Origin of the sequence: Marinicella litoralis (assembly GCF_002591915.1) — a bacterium.
Classification (GTDB): domain Bacteria; phylum Pseudomonadota; class Gammaproteobacteria; order Xanthomonadales; family Marinicellaceae; genus Marinicella; species Marinicella litoralis.
This window is the reverse complement of sequence record NZ_NIHB01000006.1, coordinates 109820-125768: the sequence shown is the minus strand read 5'-3', so window position 1 is coordinate 125768 and position 15949 is coordinate 109820. Positions and strand designations below refer to the sequence as shown.

Annotated in this window: 18 protein-coding genes, 1 tRNA gene and 1 other RNA gene; 8 read left to right on the top strand and 12 right to left on the bottom strand. The window is 40.2% G+C overall.

Annotation, left to right across the window (positions count from 1 at the left end; all coding sequences use genetic code 11):
• Nucleotides 1–208: 208 nt before the first annotated feature.
• The 11 genes from cmoB to CCS90_RS13900 form a co-directional block, all read right to left on the bottom strand.
• The gene (gene cmoB / locus CCS90_RS13950; protein WP_099020188.1) at nt 209–1180 is read right to left on the bottom strand and encodes a tRNA 5-methoxyuridine(34)/uridine 5-oxyacetic acid(34) synthase CmoB; all 972 of its coding nucleotides are present in this window, start codon (nt 1178–1180) and stop codon (nt 209–211) included.
• On the bottom strand, nt 1181–1894 hold the full coding sequence (gene cmoA / locus CCS90_RS13945) for a carboxy-S-adenosyl-L-methionine synthase CmoA (protein ID WP_099020187.1): 714 nt from the start codon (nt 1892–1894) through the stop codon (nt 1181–1183). It abuts the gene before it with no gap.
• Nucleotides 1895–1898: 4 nt separating this feature from the next.
• Nucleotides 1899–2249 (bottom strand): histidine triad nucleotide-binding protein, encoded by a 351-nt coding sequence (locus CCS90_RS13940; RefSeq protein ID WP_099020186.1) that lies wholly within the window; start codon nt 2247–2249, stop codon nt 1899–1901.
• 8 nt (nt 2250–2257) lie between these two features.
• The gene (gene recR, locus CCS90_RS13935; RefSeq protein WP_099020185.1) at nt 2258–2839 is read right to left on the bottom strand and encodes a recombination mediator RecR; all 582 of its coding nucleotides are present in this window, start codon (nt 2837–2839) and stop codon (nt 2258–2260) included.
• The gene (locus CCS90_RS13930; RefSeq protein WP_099020184.1) at nt 2839–3162 is read right to left on the bottom strand and encodes a YbaB/EbfC family nucleoid-associated protein; all 324 of its coding nucleotides are present in this window, start codon (nt 3160–3162) and stop codon (nt 2839–2841) included. Before CCS90_RS13930 ends, recR begins: the two co-directional genes overlap by 1 nt.
• Before the next feature lies 1 nt (nt 3163).
• A complete protein-coding gene (gene dnaX, locus CCS90_RS13925) occupies nt 3164–4810 on the bottom strand; it encodes a DNA polymerase III subunit gamma/tau (protein WP_099020195.1) in 1647 nt (548 codons plus the stop codon).
• A 24-nt stretch (nt 4811–4834) separates the two neighbouring features.
• Nucleotides 4835–4930, bottom strand: an RNA gene (gene ffs, locus CCS90_RS13920) — signal recognition particle sRNA small type.
• 52 nt (nt 4931–4982) lie between these two features.
• Nucleotides 4983–5678, bottom strand: a complete 696-nt coding sequence (locus CCS90_RS13915) for an HdaA/DnaA family protein (protein ID WP_099020183.1) — start codon at nt 5676–5678, stop codon at nt 4983–4985.
• Nucleotides 5675–6865: an AI-2E family transporter gene (locus CCS90_RS13910; protein WP_099020182.1), complete on the bottom strand. Its 1191-nt coding sequence runs from the start codon at nt 6863–6865 to the stop codon at nt 5675–5677. Before CCS90_RS13910 ends, CCS90_RS13915 begins: the two co-directional genes overlap by 4 nt.
• Nucleotides 6855–7427: a CDP-alcohol phosphatidyltransferase family protein gene (locus tag CCS90_RS13905; RefSeq protein ID WP_162846921.1), complete on the bottom strand. Its 573-nt coding sequence runs from the start codon at nt 7425–7427 to the stop codon at nt 6855–6857. The genes CCS90_RS13910 and CCS90_RS13905 overlap by 11 nt, the downstream gene beginning before the upstream one ends.
• 2 nt (nt 7428–7429) lie before the next feature.
• Nucleotides 7430–8452, bottom strand: coding sequence for a DUF2066 domain-containing protein (locus CCS90_RS13900; RefSeq protein WP_099020180.1), 1023 nt, complete (start codon nt 8450–8452; stop codon nt 7430–7432).
• A 118-nt stretch (nt 8453–8570) separates the two neighbouring features.
• Here CCS90_RS13900 and purM point away from each other — a divergent pair, with 118 nt between their 5' ends.
• The 6 genes from purM (at nt 8571) to CCS90_RS13870 (ending at nt 13549) form a co-directional block, all read left to right on the top strand.
• Nucleotides 8571–9608 (top strand): phosphoribosylformylglycinamidine cyclo-ligase, encoded by a 1038-nt coding sequence (gene purM, locus CCS90_RS13895; protein WP_099020179.1) that lies wholly within the window; start codon nt 8571–8573, stop codon nt 9606–9608.
• On the top strand, nt 9608–10219 hold the full coding sequence (gene purN / locus CCS90_RS13890) for a phosphoribosylglycinamide formyltransferase (protein WP_099020178.1): 612 nt from the start codon (nt 9608–9610) through the stop codon (nt 10217–10219). The genes purM and purN overlap by 1 nt, the downstream gene beginning before the upstream one ends.
• Nucleotides 10216–10893, top strand: coding sequence for a hypothetical protein (locus tag CCS90_RS13885; RefSeq protein WP_099020177.1), 678 nt, complete (start codon nt 10216–10218; stop codon nt 10891–10893). Before purN ends, CCS90_RS13885 begins: the two co-directional genes overlap by 4 nt.
• 181 nt (nt 10894–11074) lie before the next feature.
• On the top strand, nt 11075–11458 hold the full coding sequence (locus CCS90_RS13880) for a BlaI/MecI/CopY family transcriptional regulator (protein ID WP_099020176.1): 384 nt from the start codon (nt 11075–11077) through the stop codon (nt 11456–11458).
• A 12-nt stretch (nt 11459–11470) separates the two neighbouring features.
• A complete protein-coding gene (locus tag CCS90_RS13875; protein WP_099020175.1) occupies nt 11471–13264 on the top strand; it encodes a M56 family metallopeptidase in 1794 nt (597 codons plus the stop codon).
• A gap of 3 nt (nt 13265–13267) precedes the next feature.
• Nucleotides 13268–13549, top strand: a complete 282-nt coding sequence (locus CCS90_RS13870) for a polyhydroxyalkanoic acid system family protein (RefSeq protein ID WP_099020174.1) — start codon at nt 13268–13270, stop codon at nt 13547–13549.
• Nucleotides 13550–13611: 62 nt separating this feature from the next.
• On the opposite strand, the gene CCS90_RS13865 is transcribed toward CCS90_RS13870, so the two are convergent.
• The gene (locus CCS90_RS13865) at nt 13612–14061 is read right to left on the bottom strand and encodes a peroxiredoxin (RefSeq protein WP_099020173.1); all 450 of its coding nucleotides are present in this window, start codon (nt 14059–14061) and stop codon (nt 13612–13614) included.
• Nucleotides 14062–14233: 172 nt separating this feature from the next.
• Here CCS90_RS13865 and CCS90_RS13860 point away from each other — a divergent pair.
• Together CCS90_RS13860 and CCS90_RS13855 are read left to right on the top strand one after the other, a co-directional pair.
• Nucleotides 14234–14324 (top strand) — tRNA-Ser (locus CCS90_RS13860).
• Between the two features lie 406 nt (nt 14325–14730).
• Complete coding sequence (locus CCS90_RS13855; RefSeq protein WP_099020172.1) at nt 14731–15948, top strand: TraB/GumN family protein; 1218 nt, start codon at nt 14731–14733, stop codon at nt 15946–15948.
• Nucleotide 15949 lies beyond the last annotated feature (1 nt).

Sequence of the window (15949 nt, the reverse complement as noted above, 5' to 3'; positions counted from 1 at the left end):
TCAACTGTGAGGGCTGCGTATTATCGCTTAAAAAATTCCCTTTGCAAGCCTTTTTTTTAATTCTTTCAAATTAATCCAAACTGCCTTTTTAATACAGCCAATTTCCGTCTCGGCCTTCCCTTGAGTGTCTCAAGAGGATGCGAATTATAGCCTCACTTTCCTGGATGTAAACCCCTTTATGACAATTTAATGAAATTAATTGATGCCGCTATTTCTGACAGCTAATAACCACGCGCTTTGGTGGTGGATGACCTTCAACCGTCAACTGTTGATCATCAGACAAAAACTCTTTTAATGAATGAAACTTCATCCAGTCTGTGCTGCGTTGTTCATTGACAGTGGTTAACGATATATCAACGACGTTGATGTTGTTAAACCCGATTTTCTTTAACCAGCCAGACAACATCGCGACACTGGGCAAGAACCACACATTGCGCATTTGGGCATACCTGCCCTCAGGCACCAGACAAGTTCGTTCATCACCATCAACAACCAAAGTTTCCAAAATTAAACTGCCGTTGGCACTTATTAACGACTTCAGGTGTTCAATGTGAGCTATTGGTGATTTTCGGTGGTACAAAACCCCCATTGAAAACACCACATCAAAACAATTCAAACCCACTGGCATGTCTTGAATCTTTAACGGCAACAAACACACACCAGATTGCGCATATTTCTCCACTGACCAATACTGTATATTATGAATCAACCCTGGCTCAATCCCCAACAGCAACTTAGGCTGGTATTCAGCCATCTTCATTAAATAATACCCGTTGCCACAACCCACATCCAAGATGGTTTTGTTTTTAAGTTCCGGTAACCCTTTGATTATGCGTGACCATTTAAGATTAGATTGCCATTCTGAATCAATCAAACAATCACCAATTTGGAACGGCCCTTTTCGCCATGGGTGTAAGGCCATCAATTTGTCTTCAAGGACACCATAAAATGATTCAGGCATGGCTTGATCAAATACCACAGACAATGCTGCCTTTTGAAAATCAATGCGCCCATGAGAGGCGTCTGGCAATTGTTCATAGGCAGACTGCCATTTATGCAAATCCCCTTGATTGATACGCTCAATCACATCCAATGCGATTGACTCAAGAACATCAATGTGAACTTCAACGCCTGAACCGACAGCCTTTTCACAAAATTGACTTAACCACTGTTTGAACATTTATTTAATGGCCACCAAGGAAACAAAATTGAATGCCCTGAACCACACTTCAACCTGTTGAAAACCAACCTCATGTAATCGTTCAATCCAGTCCTGCAAACTGTCAGGTTTCAAGGAGTCTTCTAATGCCTGTCGTTTTTGTGAAATCTCCATGTCAGAATAGCCATTGACCTTTTTATACCCGTGATAAAAGTCGATCAACAATTCTGAAGACAATACTTTTTCGGATAACACAAATGCAGCACCATCTACCATTCCTTGATAAATGTTTTGACAGACCTGAGTTCTGCTGTTTCTCGGCATGAATTGTAATGTGAAATTACTGACAACCAAACTGGCTCCAGAGAGCGTCAGTGCTGCCACATCGCAAAGAGTCGGCACAACACGATTGTTGACATTGATGTCGTCCAGCTTGGCATGCAATCCTGTCAGCATGGGTGCTGAATTGTCAACAGCCATAATTTCCAAATTTTGCGCACCCACTGCCTGATCGACTGTCAAAGAAACAGCGCCCAAAGATGCGCCTAAATCATAAACCTTGGTATTTGGTTGAACATATTTCATTGCCAACATGGCAATCCCTTTCAAAATGGTGTCATAACCTGGCACTGAACGTTTGATCATGTCAGGAAAAACTTTAACCACTTTTTCATCAAAGGCAAAGGCCTTTATCTGGGTGTATGGCTCAGAAAACAATTGATCTTTTTTCGTCATGGTTTTAACCAGGAGGCCAGTTCATCATTCGGCCAGCTAAGAAATGCATGTGAATGTGATAGACAGTTTGTTGGCCATTGCCGTTACAGTTCATTACCAGTCGATAGCCATTTTCTGCCTCGCCAATTTCTTTGGCATAAAGATTGATGGCATGGTGAATTTTAGTGACATAATCAATGTTGGAATCATTGATGTCATTGTGTGTAGCAATCCTGATTTTGGGAATAAACAAAACATGAATGGGTGCTTGTGGATTGATGTCTTTAAAACCGAGCACAAAATCATCTTCGTAAACAATGTCAGCAGGGATCGTTTTGTCTATGATTTGATCAAACAAGGTACCTTCTGTAACCATGGGTTTTCCTATAATTGGGTTCTGCTGGCAAAAGCATGGGCCAGCGTACTGTTATCAATGTACTCTAAATCACCTCCCAACGGGACGCCATGTGCCAGTCGCGTGGCTTTGATACCACCTTTTTCAGCCAAATGAGAAAGAAACTGTGCGGTGGTTTCACCTTCGACCGTTGATCCGGTTGCAATGATAAGCTCATCACAATCAATCAACAGCTCCACCAACTTGTTCATTTTTAATTCTGCTGGCCCTATGCCATCTATTGGAGACAGTTTTCCGTGTAACACGAAATACTTCCCTTTAAAGTCAGTGGCCTGTTCAATTTGAATGATATCAGCAGGTGTTTCAACCACACAAACCTTGCTCACATCTCTGTTTGGATTGGCGCAAATTTTACACATTGGGTGTTCAGTTAAAGTGCGACAAGACTCACACTCATTAATCAACTCAATTGATTTCAACAAAGTCTCAGCCAAGTGTTTGCCACCCAACTTATCCTTTTGCAACAAATGAAAAGTCAATCTTTGTGCTGTTTTGGCGCCAACACCTGGCAATATTTGCAAGGCGTTCATCAATTCACTGATCAGTGACATCAGAAAGGCATTTTAAAACCGGGCGGCAAATTCATGCCTTCGGTTAATCCACCCAAGTCCATTTTTTGTAATTCTGAAATTTTATTCATGGCATCATTGAATGCAGCCACCAGTAAATCTTCTAGCATCTCATGATCACCATCGATCATCTCATGATCAATCACTATATTCTTGATTTGCTGCTGCCCACTCATCACCACTTTAACAATGTCACCACCGGCTGAACCAACCACCTCTTTGTCAGCCAATTCTTTTTGTGCCTTCTGCATTTCTTCTTGCATCTTTTGCACCTGTTGCATCATGTTTCCAATTGTGCCTTTCATGTCAGTCACCTAATTTGTTTTCAATAATTTTAGCATCAAATTGATTTTGCAGGTCCATTACAATGGGGTCAATTTGTTGCATCATTTCTGCTTTTTCATTCAAATCCTTGTTGGCTTGTTGAGCCAAAGAATTAACTTCCGACTTCAAAGTAAATTTAAGTTGATAGTCGGATGAATCGGTCAGCAGTCTGTTTCTGATGGATTGTTGTGCCTTTTCATTCAAAAATATTTCTGCCGAATGATCTACAGCAAATGTAATGACGTTATTCTTATTTTCAAGTATCTCTAAATGTCTGGCCAACTCTCTGGAACCCCCTTTTAGCTGAAGTTCACCAAAAACACTTGGCCAAGTTTTGTTGTTCAATGTCGTCAAATCGATTGCAACAAGTGGTTCCGGCTGTTTGACAGCCGTTTCAAATTTAGTTGTTACTGGCTCTTCATTCAGAGATGAATAAGCATTGGCCATTGGGGCTTCATTGATTTGAGGTGAAGAAGCTGACTTCTCAGCCACTGAAGCTGGGGCTGTGTGCTCACTCAAAGCTGTTTTTTTTTCAGAAACACCGTCAGACAATTCAAAATCCAACATCCTGATGACCGCCATTTCAAAGCTGACTTTTTTATTGGGGGTGTATTTAAGTTGTTCCAGTGCCACCACAACCAACTGGTAATACCATTGAACTTGCTCAGGCGATACTGTTTGACTCAAGGCTTTCAATTCTGACAGTTCAAAGTTGGCACCACCCACCACCTTATTCAAACTTTGAACCAATGAAATTTCATGCAACAAACTACACATGTCTTCTAATAGTTGTAAATAATCAATTGACATGTCATGAAACCATTCCAACTTATCAATGACACCTATATGGTCATTTTGTTGAATGAATTTCAACAATTCTTCGACGTGAGATTGTTCAACCGTACCTAGCATGGCACGTATCTCATCAAAATTAATCTTTCCGGCTCCGAATGCCAGTGATTGATCCATTAAACTCAATGCATCTCTCATGCTGCCATCGGCAACCCTTGATATCAATTGAATCGCCTTGTCATCATAAGGAACAGCTTCCTTTTCGAGTAAGCTGATTAAATGATCACCAATTTGTTTTTGAGTTAATCGTTTGAGATTGAATTGCAGGCATCTAGACAACACCGTCACAGGCAATTTGTCGGGTTCAGTGGTTGCCAGTAGAAATTTTACGTGAGCAGGTGGCTCTTCTAGGGTTTTGAGCAGCGCATTGAAACTGCTTTTAGAGAACATGTGCACTTCATCAATCAGGTAAATCTTGAACTGACCTTTGTTCGGCGCATACTGCACATTTTCTAATAAGCTCCGGGTATCATCTACACCCGTTCTTGAGGCGGCGTCCACTTCAATCAAATCAATGAATTCACCATTTTTAATTTCTTCACAATGTTGACACACACCACATGGGTTGCCCGAAATGCCTTCAAGACAGTTCAGTGATTTCGCCAACACCCTGGCTAAAGTGGTTTTACCAACTCCTCGGGTTCCAGTGAATAAAAATGCATGATGTAAACGGTCATTTTCTATACCATTCACTAAGGCTTGAACAACATGTTCTTGTCCAACGATTTCTTGAAAGTTTTGAGGTCTGTATTTTCTGGCAAGTACTTGATAGGTCATGATATGTTTTTGCAGTAAAGGGACTCCCGCCAGCCGTTCCTCACACATAAAATCACAGCTGCGGCTGCTCCCTTCCGGGCCTGACCGAGTTCACTGTTATTTATTGCAAGGTGACAAACGGAAGTCACCGAGGCGGTATTATCTATGAAGTGAATATGATTGTCCACACCCATTACATAGAATCTTGATAATCTTGTAAGGCTTTTTTAACCAAAGGCACTGTTAACTTTTTTTTCAACTTCAATGTTTCCGCAGACAATCGCATGAATAATTGATATAAATATGAATACGAGGTATTTTGCGTGGTTTTTAAATATTTAACGACTGCAGACTCCAATGGTATACCATTCATGGCAAACTGATGTTCAATGCATTTCAACGCCTGATCACCTTTAAGCATTTCAAGTGACAACACCAAACCAGAGTTCAGCCTGGACTGTAAATCAGGTAACATCCACTGGTCTGATCGAGGTGAGATACTGGATGAAACCACCAACTTACAATGATGAGCCAAACAATAATTATATAAATTAAATAAGGCCACTTCACCAACTGAGTCACTGGCCACTGTATCTATGTCATTGATTAATAAGAATTTGATTTGAGCTGGCAAATGATTCACTAAATGCTCATCGGCAATCATATTGGCATCTAAAATCAAAAAATTCACTTCGGCGGATTCCAATAAGCCATTTAACGCTGACATCAAATGTGACTTACCCGAATACTCGACGCCCCAGAGGTAAGTAAACTGCGGCAATTGCTCAAAGCGACTGAGCGCATCAACCACTTCTTCATTGCCGATAAAATCTCCAAATAAGAACGGATCCTTATTATTTAAAGGCAAGGGAACTTGCGATTGATTCATCCTTCGATACCGTTGTTTTTGTCACTTTCAGACGAATCACCTTTTTGCGATTTAACCGGATTTTTTGGGGAACTTTGCTGTTCTGGCTTATTGCTTGCATCACTTTGACTGGATAAACTGATGTCATTTTCCTTACCGTACAGTTTACTCGCCATGTATTTTTCATGACCATGTCTTAACAACACCATAATAACAGCAGCCAACGGCAAACCCAACAACACACCAACAAAGCCGAACAATTGTCCACCTGCCAATACCGAAAATATCACGGCAACTGGATGTAAGCCAATGCGATCTCCCACCAACCAAGGCGTCAGGATGAATCCCTCCATCAATTGGCCAAAACCGAACACAATCAACACATAGACTATGTGATTGACATCACCAAATTGGACCAATGCAGCAATCACCCCTGCAATCAAACCGACAATGGTTCCAAGATAGGGAACGAATGAAATCATACCAGCGCCCATGCCAATCAATAGTGACAGTTCAACGCCTACAATCCAAAGTCCAATGGTATAAATAGCACCCAAAGCCAACATCACAGACAACTGCCCCCTTAAAAAGGCACTCAAAACACTGTTTGCATCACGGGTAATGGTGGTGACTGTTTTATGATAAGGCCGTGGAATCAACTCACTGACACGTTGCGTTATGATGTCCCAATCACGCAATAAATAGAAAGTAACCACTGGAATCAATAAAAAATTCATGAACAAGTTAACGATAACCAATCCACTTTTCGTTACTGAGGCAAGTACCGTTTGGGCAATACCACCAGCACTTTCCCAGTGAGACTTCAAAAGTTGAGTCAGCTCGTTGAAATTAAAAATATCTGTTTGAATACCAAAGGTGGACTGTAACCAAGGCGACACATTTTCACGCAACCACTCGAAATACATGGGTAAGTTCTTGATAAAACTGGATATTTGTCGCTCTAATGTAGGAATTAAAATCAGCGCAATGCCAAACACCAGCAAGCTGATAACCAAAAACACCAAGGTCACTGACAAGGTGCGGTTTAACTTCAGCTTTTCCAACTTGTCTGCCAATGGATCAAACAAATAAGCCAACAATGCACCCACTGCAAATGGCGTCAAAATGGGCGAAAGTAGGTAGATAAAATAGCCAGTCAGCAAAAACAGCGCCAACATATACCATTGTTTATTGATTTTATTTTCCATAGTCACCTTTTTCACTCCTCAGTTGTTTTGCCATGCTTAATCCCATCCATACATAATGAACCCCACTGACCAAGGTCAACAGCCCCACCACTACAATCATTGTTGGATGGATGACAAATAAATTGATTAAGCCTGAATAACTTAACAACAAAACCAATATCAACAATATTTGCATCACTGTATTAAGTTTACTGACCAAAGTAGGCGTGGCCTTTTGTATTTTACCAATTTTAAAATGATAAAAACTGGCACCGGCTACAATCACAACGTCTCGAAAAACAACCAAGAGATAAAGCCACAGAGGAATCACCCCTTGCAAAGCGAAAATGGTGTAGCAAGAAAACATCAAAAACTTATCAGCCAACGGATCCAAAATCCCACCCAACCAGCCTTGCCAACCGTACCTTTTTGCTAAGAAACCATCTAAACCATCCGATAAACCAGCCAAAAAAGCAATCAACAATGCACCTTTATATTCTTTATGCCACATCAACCATGCCAAAGGCACAATGGCGATGATGCGTGCGATGGTAATGATGTTCGGTAAATATTTAAGATTCACATTCATTCTGACATTGAAAATATGATTGAATGGCCCAAATCCAAGGGCAAGTGATTAATGACTTGTTCTCTTGACACAAATTTCACAAACGTGTCTGGCAACACGTTGATATCCATCATCACCGCAACCTGTCCATTACTGAGCTGATTGATGTGGTATTTATCAATCAAAGCATGGTTGTCGAAATAAGTTATTAAACTCAAAATTTGATCGGCATTCTCAATGTTATTCACTTTGACAGAAACAGTCGACTTGTTGAACTCATCTGCAAACACTTGTTGACCATCAGACATCTTGGCTTGTATATCGGTTGCCAAAGCCTCCATTCCAGCCGCCAAACTTACAAATTTTAAGTTCTTTATTTCCAATGATTTGCCGGGCCTACTCAGGCCATAGCGGTATGAATACCCATTGCCAGAATGTTTTACAAACACAAATAATGAAACCGCAGCATCATAGTTTTCTTCAACAAAATCAATCAGATCTGGGTTTAAATAGCGAACATCTCGAGGTTGAAAATCAAGTAAATCATCATTTTGGTAATTATAGAATGAGGCAGGAATGCCTTTTTGTTCGAACCACTGTTGCAACCAATAGAACGTTTCTGAATTGGGTGCTGTGTTAATCAAATCTTGATTCTCATGCTCTTCAACAATCCAAACGAACAATTCACCACGACGATCTGGCCAAACGGGTATTCTTTGTGCCAACATCATTGACTTAAGTTTTTCTTCATCGACCACAACGCTGAACCACATTTTGTTTGAATTGTATTCAATCGGCGGTTGTTGAAAATAGCTTCTCATGATGGCAGAACTGAAATCATCGTAACTCAGCCCTTTATTTAAAACTGATTTCAAAGACAGGCCACTCTTTTTACTGATGACTGACGCCATCGCATGTTGTGATTGTTCAATAGCAGGCATTTGGTTGGTGTCTATCAATGCAGCGGCCTGGTTGGTCACCACGTTGGCAGCATTCAAATGGTAAGTCACCATCAATAAAAATAAACATAAATTTCTCATAGTCCGCAATTATAAAGTATTCCTGAAACGCCAAAGCATATAAATTGTTGCTATTTTTTACCAAATAAATGGCTCAATCGAATAAAATCAGCGTCATTCAAATTCCACCACCACAATTATGTCTGAAATCAAGTCATTCACATACAAAGACGCCGGCGTCGATATTGATGCGGGTAATCAATTAGTTGACAACATCAAGCCCATGGTTAAGTCCACCCACAGACCAGGCGTTATGGGCTCCCTGGGTGGATTTGGCGGCCTGTTTGATTTGTCTCAAGTGGATTGTGAAAATCCTGTCTTGGTTTCCGGAACTGATGGTGTTGGAACCAAACTTAAACTGGCCCACATGCTGAATGATCACAGCACCATCGGCATTGACTTGGTGGCCATGTGCGCCAATGACATCATTGTAATGGGTGCTGAGCCCCTGTTCTTTTTAGATTATTATGCTTGCGGACAGCTGGACATCAATCAAGCTTCTGACGTCATCAACGGCATAGCCAAAGGATGTTTAGATTCGGGATGCGCTCTGATTGGTGGCGAAACTGCTGAAATGCCTGGTATGTATGATGGCGACGACTATGACTTGGCTGGTTTCGTGGTTGGTGTGGTTGATAAAACCAAGATCATTGATGGGTCAAAAATTAAGTCTGGACAATCAATCATTGGCGTAGCCTCGACCGGACCTCATTCAAACGGTTATTCATTAATCAGGAAAATTCTCCAAGCCTCTGGTGCCGACATCAACCAACCTTTTGATGGCAGCACCTTAGGCAAAAAACTATTGGCGCCAACACAGCTGTATGCCAAATCTGTACTTGACTTGCTTGCCACAGGTGCCCAAGTCAACGGGATTGCACACATCACCGGTGGTGGCATCATGGAAAACATCACCAGAGTGATTCCACAGGGCCTAGCGATTGAAATCAATACCAACAGTTGGAAAATGCCAGCCGTATTTGAATGGCTGAAAGTACAAGGCAATATTGCCCAAGAAGAAATGCTCAGAACCTTCAATTGCGGCATTGGGCTTTGTCTGATCGTAGACAAGCAAGTCAGTGCAACAGTCATTGACCATTTCAACAGTCATGACATCAAAGCATGGAACATAGGCCAAACCATTGATTTTGCTGGCCAAGATGTCATCATAAAATAATGAAAATAGTGGTGTTCATTTCAGGCCGCGGCAGTAATTTAAAAGCATTGCTTGATGATGAAAACGGATATAAAGTCAGTCACGTGATTTGCAACAAGCGCGAGGCCAAAGGCTTGCAACTTGCACAAAACCGTGGTGTCACCAACACCTATATCGATTGGAGCAACAGCAAGCAAGCTGAATCGATTGCATCTACTGTCATTGAAGAAGAAACACCTGGTTTGATTGTGCTTGCTGGGTTTATGAGAATTTTATCAACTGAATTCACCGCCAAATACAAAAACAAAATCATCAACATACACCCATCTTTACTACCTGACTATCCTGGGCTCAATACCCACCAGAGGGTGTTAGATGACAACAAATCTATGCATGGCGCTTCCGTCCATTTTGTCGATGGCTTGTTAGACCACGGTCAAGTCATCAGTCAAACGCATATCAAAGTTCAGCCTAATGACACCGCAACTTCATTGGCCAATAAATTAATTTCCAAAGAACATAAACTTTTGACCCATACTGTGGGTCTGATAGCCAATCAACAATTAAATTGGGAAAACAATAGTTTGCATTATACTGGTAAACCACTAGAAGCCCCTTTGGTCATAAAATGAAAACAACCTTACTTTTTAGTTTTGGACTGCTGGCCACGATTACATCTGCCAGCGAAATTCAACCTTTTGAAGCCACATATGAAATCATCAGGGGCGGCAAAACCACTGGCACCTTAACCACTTTACTTGAAAAAATATCAGATGATCGTTGGACAATCAAAGACACCATCGTTGGAACCAGTGGCATGGCTTCATTCATAGGATTCAAAAGAGTTGAAAAGACTGAATTCATTTATGACGATAAGGTTTTGCTGGCTACTCATCATGAAATGAATCAAAAAGCTGCCTTTAGCAACAAAACTTATACCTTTAACTGGCAACCGGAAAGCAAACAGTATCAAATACAACACAAAGGTCAGCTCACCCAATATGAACCCAAAAACAAACAAGTCATCTCATCTCAAATGATGCCTTTGGCTTTGGCTTTGGCAGCTTGCCAACAAAACACAAAGATTGAACTACAAGTACTCAAGAATAAATCAGTCACCCCGTATCAATTCAATATATCCAACAACAAAACTTTGATTGCAGAACGCATCTACAGCAACAAAACATCAAAAAAAACCGAGTCATGGCTCGATCCAAAACGCCAATGTCTGCCGTCTAAGCAATCTCATCAAGTCAAAGACAACCCAACCATATTAACCAAATTAACCAGTTTCAAGTGGCTTTAACAATCAACAACAAAAATTCAATTTTGTGAAGCGCTTTTTGTGACAAAGAGGTCACATCATTTCTGAACTTTGTCATGCCATCTTTTAAGTGGCGGTTTTAGGTAATTCAACCTCCCTTGAAAGATTCTATTAAATACTGATACAATATACGAGGAACTTCGTTAAACACTAAACTACTACTATGATCAACATACCAAAACCAACCAAAACAGAATTAGCCATACTGAACATCATGTGGCAGATTTCTCCAGCAACGGTTCGTCAAATCCATGAGGAACTCATCAAAAACGGCAAAACCAGCTACACCACAACCTTGAAAATGTTGCAAGTTATGCATCAAAAAGGCTTGGTATCTCGCAACAGCGAACAAAAAGCACACATTTACCAACCTTCTTTAAGTAAAAAAGAAACCCAAAAACAAATGTTGGATGATCTGAAAAACCGGTTGTTTGGTGGCTCTATCAGTTCACTTGTTTTACAAGCACTGGGGACCGCTGACATCACAAAACAATCTGAGATCAATGAAATCAAAGCAATTTTAGAAAAAGCGGAAGAAGAAAGTTAAGAATATACGGTCATGAATTTAGCTGATACACAACTATTAATAACCACATTAGGTTGGTCGCTGATCCATTTTTTATGGCAAGGCACATTAATCACATTGCTGTACTGGGTAATCACCAGATCCATTCAGTCAGTTCACGCCAAATATTGGACAGGAATGTCTTTGGTGTTGGTCAGTTTAATCATTCCGATTCTCAATAGCTACAATGCATCATACCCCAACAGCTCTTCCAGCCACATTGAATTAACCACCCAATCAATTCAGTCGTACCAGCAACTGAATGCCGAGAATTTGTTTTTTTACATGATCGATATTTCTTTGCCCTATTTTGTTTTGGCATGGGGGTTAACTGTATTGTTTCTGAGTTTCCGACTGATCAAATCATGGTTGAATTTATCATCAATTAGACATGAGTGTGACCCACACATTTCCAGTCAACTGAAACAATTTGTTAAAAATATATCCATTAAATTAGATTTGGCCACCATACCCTTATTGAAAGTATCCAAGCAAGTCATGGTACCTGCGGCTTATGGCTTTTTCAAACCAACCATATTGTTACCACTGAGTTTAATCAGCCAAATACCCAAAGAACAGCTTGAAGCCATCATAAAACATGAGTTATGTCACTTAAAGCGAAATGATTTTATTCATAACATCATTCAGTTGTGTGCAGATATTTTGTTGTTTTTTCACCCAGGAATTAGGTGGATGAACAATGACATACGACACGTCAGAGAACAGTGTTGTGATCAAATGGTCCTAGCCCATGAAACTGAAGCCATTACTTATGCCAAAGCACTGACCAACATTGCCACATTCACCAATGGAATGAAGATGAACCACAGTGTTCACTTGGGTATCAATGACGGCATGTTGCTGAGTCGAGTTAAATTTTTGCTGCAAAACAAGTCAAGCCAGTCATCCTTGATGATTTTTATGCCGATTATTCTGTTGGTTGTCCTCACTACATTATTATTACAACCCAGAATGTCGGATAATGAAACCATGCTTGCAACGATTGATAACAACCTGCTTATTCCGGCCATGAAAACAACGAATAGCACACAAAATCAGTGGGTTAAAAGAAACCTTTCACAGCAAAACTTTTACCCCAATGTTAAAAAACCAATCAACAAGAGATTGATTAAATCTATACCAAATTCTGATATCAGCCAAGACAAACCAGCTCTTATGGTTGAACCAAAAAAACATGCCTTTAATGATGTGATCAACGACTTGAATGTACATTTACAACAATCTTTAGATCAAAATCACCTGTTCGATACAGATTTAGATTTAGTTGCTTCTAATGAAGTTGTCATTCCGAAAACCAACATACCTGAAGTCATAGACTTGTCAGCATTGTCATACCAACCACCTGAAAATATTAAAGCAAGCACCAGCTCACATGAAACTCAATCACAGGTACTGACCCTGACATCCTTCGATGACAAAAACCCCATCATGCCGGTATTGAAAAAATATTTGCCACCAACCTATCCACAACATTTTTGGTACAATCAAATTGAGCAAGATGTCATTGCAACCTTTCGATTAAAACCCAATGGCAAAGCCTATGACATCAAAGTTAATTCTCAAAAAAACAACTACGTGGCGTTTGAACAAGAAGTCGTTAAAGCCATAAAAAAGTGGAAATTTGAGCCCGAATCTTTGAATCACTCTACCCTACAAAGAACCTACCAACAGATGTTCAGTTTTGCCATCAGCGATGTCGTTGAGAAAAACTGCGAATTAACCCAAACGGGTACCCGTGTAAGAAAACCAACGCCGTGTAACAAATAAAATATGTCAGAAATCAACATCACTTATCCACTTGAATGTCACATAGATCATTCTAAGCAAACCTTACAAACCATGCTTAACGCATTGAGAGATAAGTACGCCATACAGCATGAATTTGTCACTGAGACTGAATGCAGGCTTTCCGGCTCTGGAGTCACTGGCAATTTGTTGATTAAAGATGATGGCATTGAAATTTATGCCAAATTGGGGTTTTTCATGATTCCTTTTAAGTCTGTCATTGAAAATGAAATCAACAACAAATTGGACGAATGTTTTGACACATAAAAAAGGGCTAAAATATCTCTCTTTAGCCCTTTAATAACCTGATCCAGGTTTTTGTATGCTTTTTAAGCTTTGCGCTTAACCATTTCAGTCAACTCTTCAACCGAACGACTGTAGATTGAAACCGATTCTATGTGTTTGTATTTGATTTCAAAGTTCTTATCCACCAAGAAGACAGATCTCTTCACGCCAAACCAGCCAAATGAATCATACATTTTAGCGACTTCGCCTTCTTTATCACTGAGTAATGTGAAAGGTAAGTTATTTTCTTTTTTGAAAGTTTTGATGTAATCGGAGTCATCTGAACTGATTGCAATCACATCCACGCCTAAATCTGTAAATTTAGAAAAACCATCTCGATAATCACACAGTTGTTGTTTACATACAGGCAAACCGTCGCCAGGATAAAACACCAATAATGCATTACCTTTCAGTTTAGAAGATAATTTAAAGGGTTTACCATTGTCTGCAATCAATGAAAAATCAGGTGCTTTGTCACCAGTTTCTATTGTCATATTAAATCTCAGAACCAATTGAAAGCGCGTATTTTAGCCGTTTTAAACAAAAATAAAAAGGTGTCAATTTTTTAGTTGGTAAAAAAATACTTTTTTCGGTAAAAAAAATCTGGATTTGAATATTATAATAGGATAAAGTACGCATCCTCATTTGTTGATGAGCAACCACTGCGGAGAGATGGCAGAGCGGTTGAATGCACTGGTCTTGAAAACCAGCGTACGTTAATAGCGTACCTAGGGTTCGAATCCCTATCTCTCCGCCATTCTTTTACCACGATCTATTTAATCTCAATAAAACTTCAGCAATAACTGCGTTATTCGCGGTTGAATGCACGCCCTTTCGAGAACACTACAAAGACTTTTTTCACTTCGTGAAAGTCGTCATTGTGTTTATCTCGGGGCTGGTCTTGAAAACCAGCGTACGTTAATAGCGTACCTAGGGTTCGAATCCCTATCTCTCCGCCATTCTTTTACCACGATCTATTTAATCTCAATAAAACTTCAGCAATAACTGCGTTATTGAGATAATCACCCACCCTTTTTAAGCCGCACAACCGTTCACTTAGCCACTAAAATCAATGCGCATTGACTTGATGCTGCAAACAGTTGTAAAAATCCATTTCCATAGTGTTAAAATAACCGACTTTTGTGCCTTGGAACCTAACCACAATGGATAACAATCTGCAATTAACGGAATTACTCAAAGGACAACCTCATCAATCAATTGCATGTGGTGGTGTCAACTTTTTGATACTGGGTACCGCTCATGTGTCACAAAAAAGTGCAGATGTGGTCAAGTCATTGATTGACACCAAATCATTCGACACCATTGCCATCGAATTAGATGAAATCCGTTTCCAAGCCATCACTGATCAAAACAGGTACCGGAATATGGATTTGATCAGCATCATAAAAAACAAGCAAACTGGTTTGATTGCAACCAACTTGGCCATGAGCGCCTATCAAAAAAGATTGGCCGACCAATTGGGCGTTGAGCCAGGTGCAGAAATGAAGCAAGCCATCAAATCAGCTCAAGAACATGGCTTAACTTTATGGAAAATTGACCGCAGTGTTGGCATCACCATGAAACGTACATGGCGATCCCTGCGTTTTTTAGAAAAGGTTAATTTACTTTTCGGTTTTGGTGGTTTTTTTGATAAGGAACAAATCAGCGAACAAGAAATTGAAAAATTAAAATCAGGGGACATGCTGGAAAGCACTTTCAATGAGTTCTCAGAAAACTCAGAATCACTGTTCAAATCGCTGATAGACGAACGCGATCAATTCATGGCAGCCAGATTACAACAAGCTGTTGAGAACAATCCTGAAAACAAACCTCAAAATGTATTGGTGATTATTGGTGCAGGCCACTTGAAAGGTTTGCATAATTACATGCAAGAACCCATCGACACCAACCAGACCATCAACAAACTCAATACCCTACCCCCAAAATCAATTTGGCTCAAATCATTGCCATGGTTGATCACAGCAATCATCTTGTTTGGTTTTGCATGGGGCTTTGCCACCAACAAAGAACTGGGTATGGACATGATTAAAACTTGGTTTATTTATAATGGCGTGTTGTCTGGAATTGGTGCTTTGATTGCCGGTGCACATCCCATAACCATCATTGCTGCCATGCTGGCTGCCCCTTTCACATCCTTGAACCCAACCATAGCTGCTGGCATGGTTGCTGCGTTGGTTGAAACCATGATCAGAAAACCCAAAGTTCATGATTTTGAAGCCTTACAAACTGATGCCATGCAACTCAAGGGCTGGTGGAAAAATCCAGTGACTCGAATCTTATTGATTTTCGTTTTGACCAATGTAGGCTCAGCCATAGCCACTTGGGTCAGCGGCTTTAAAATATTCAATCAATTGATTTAAC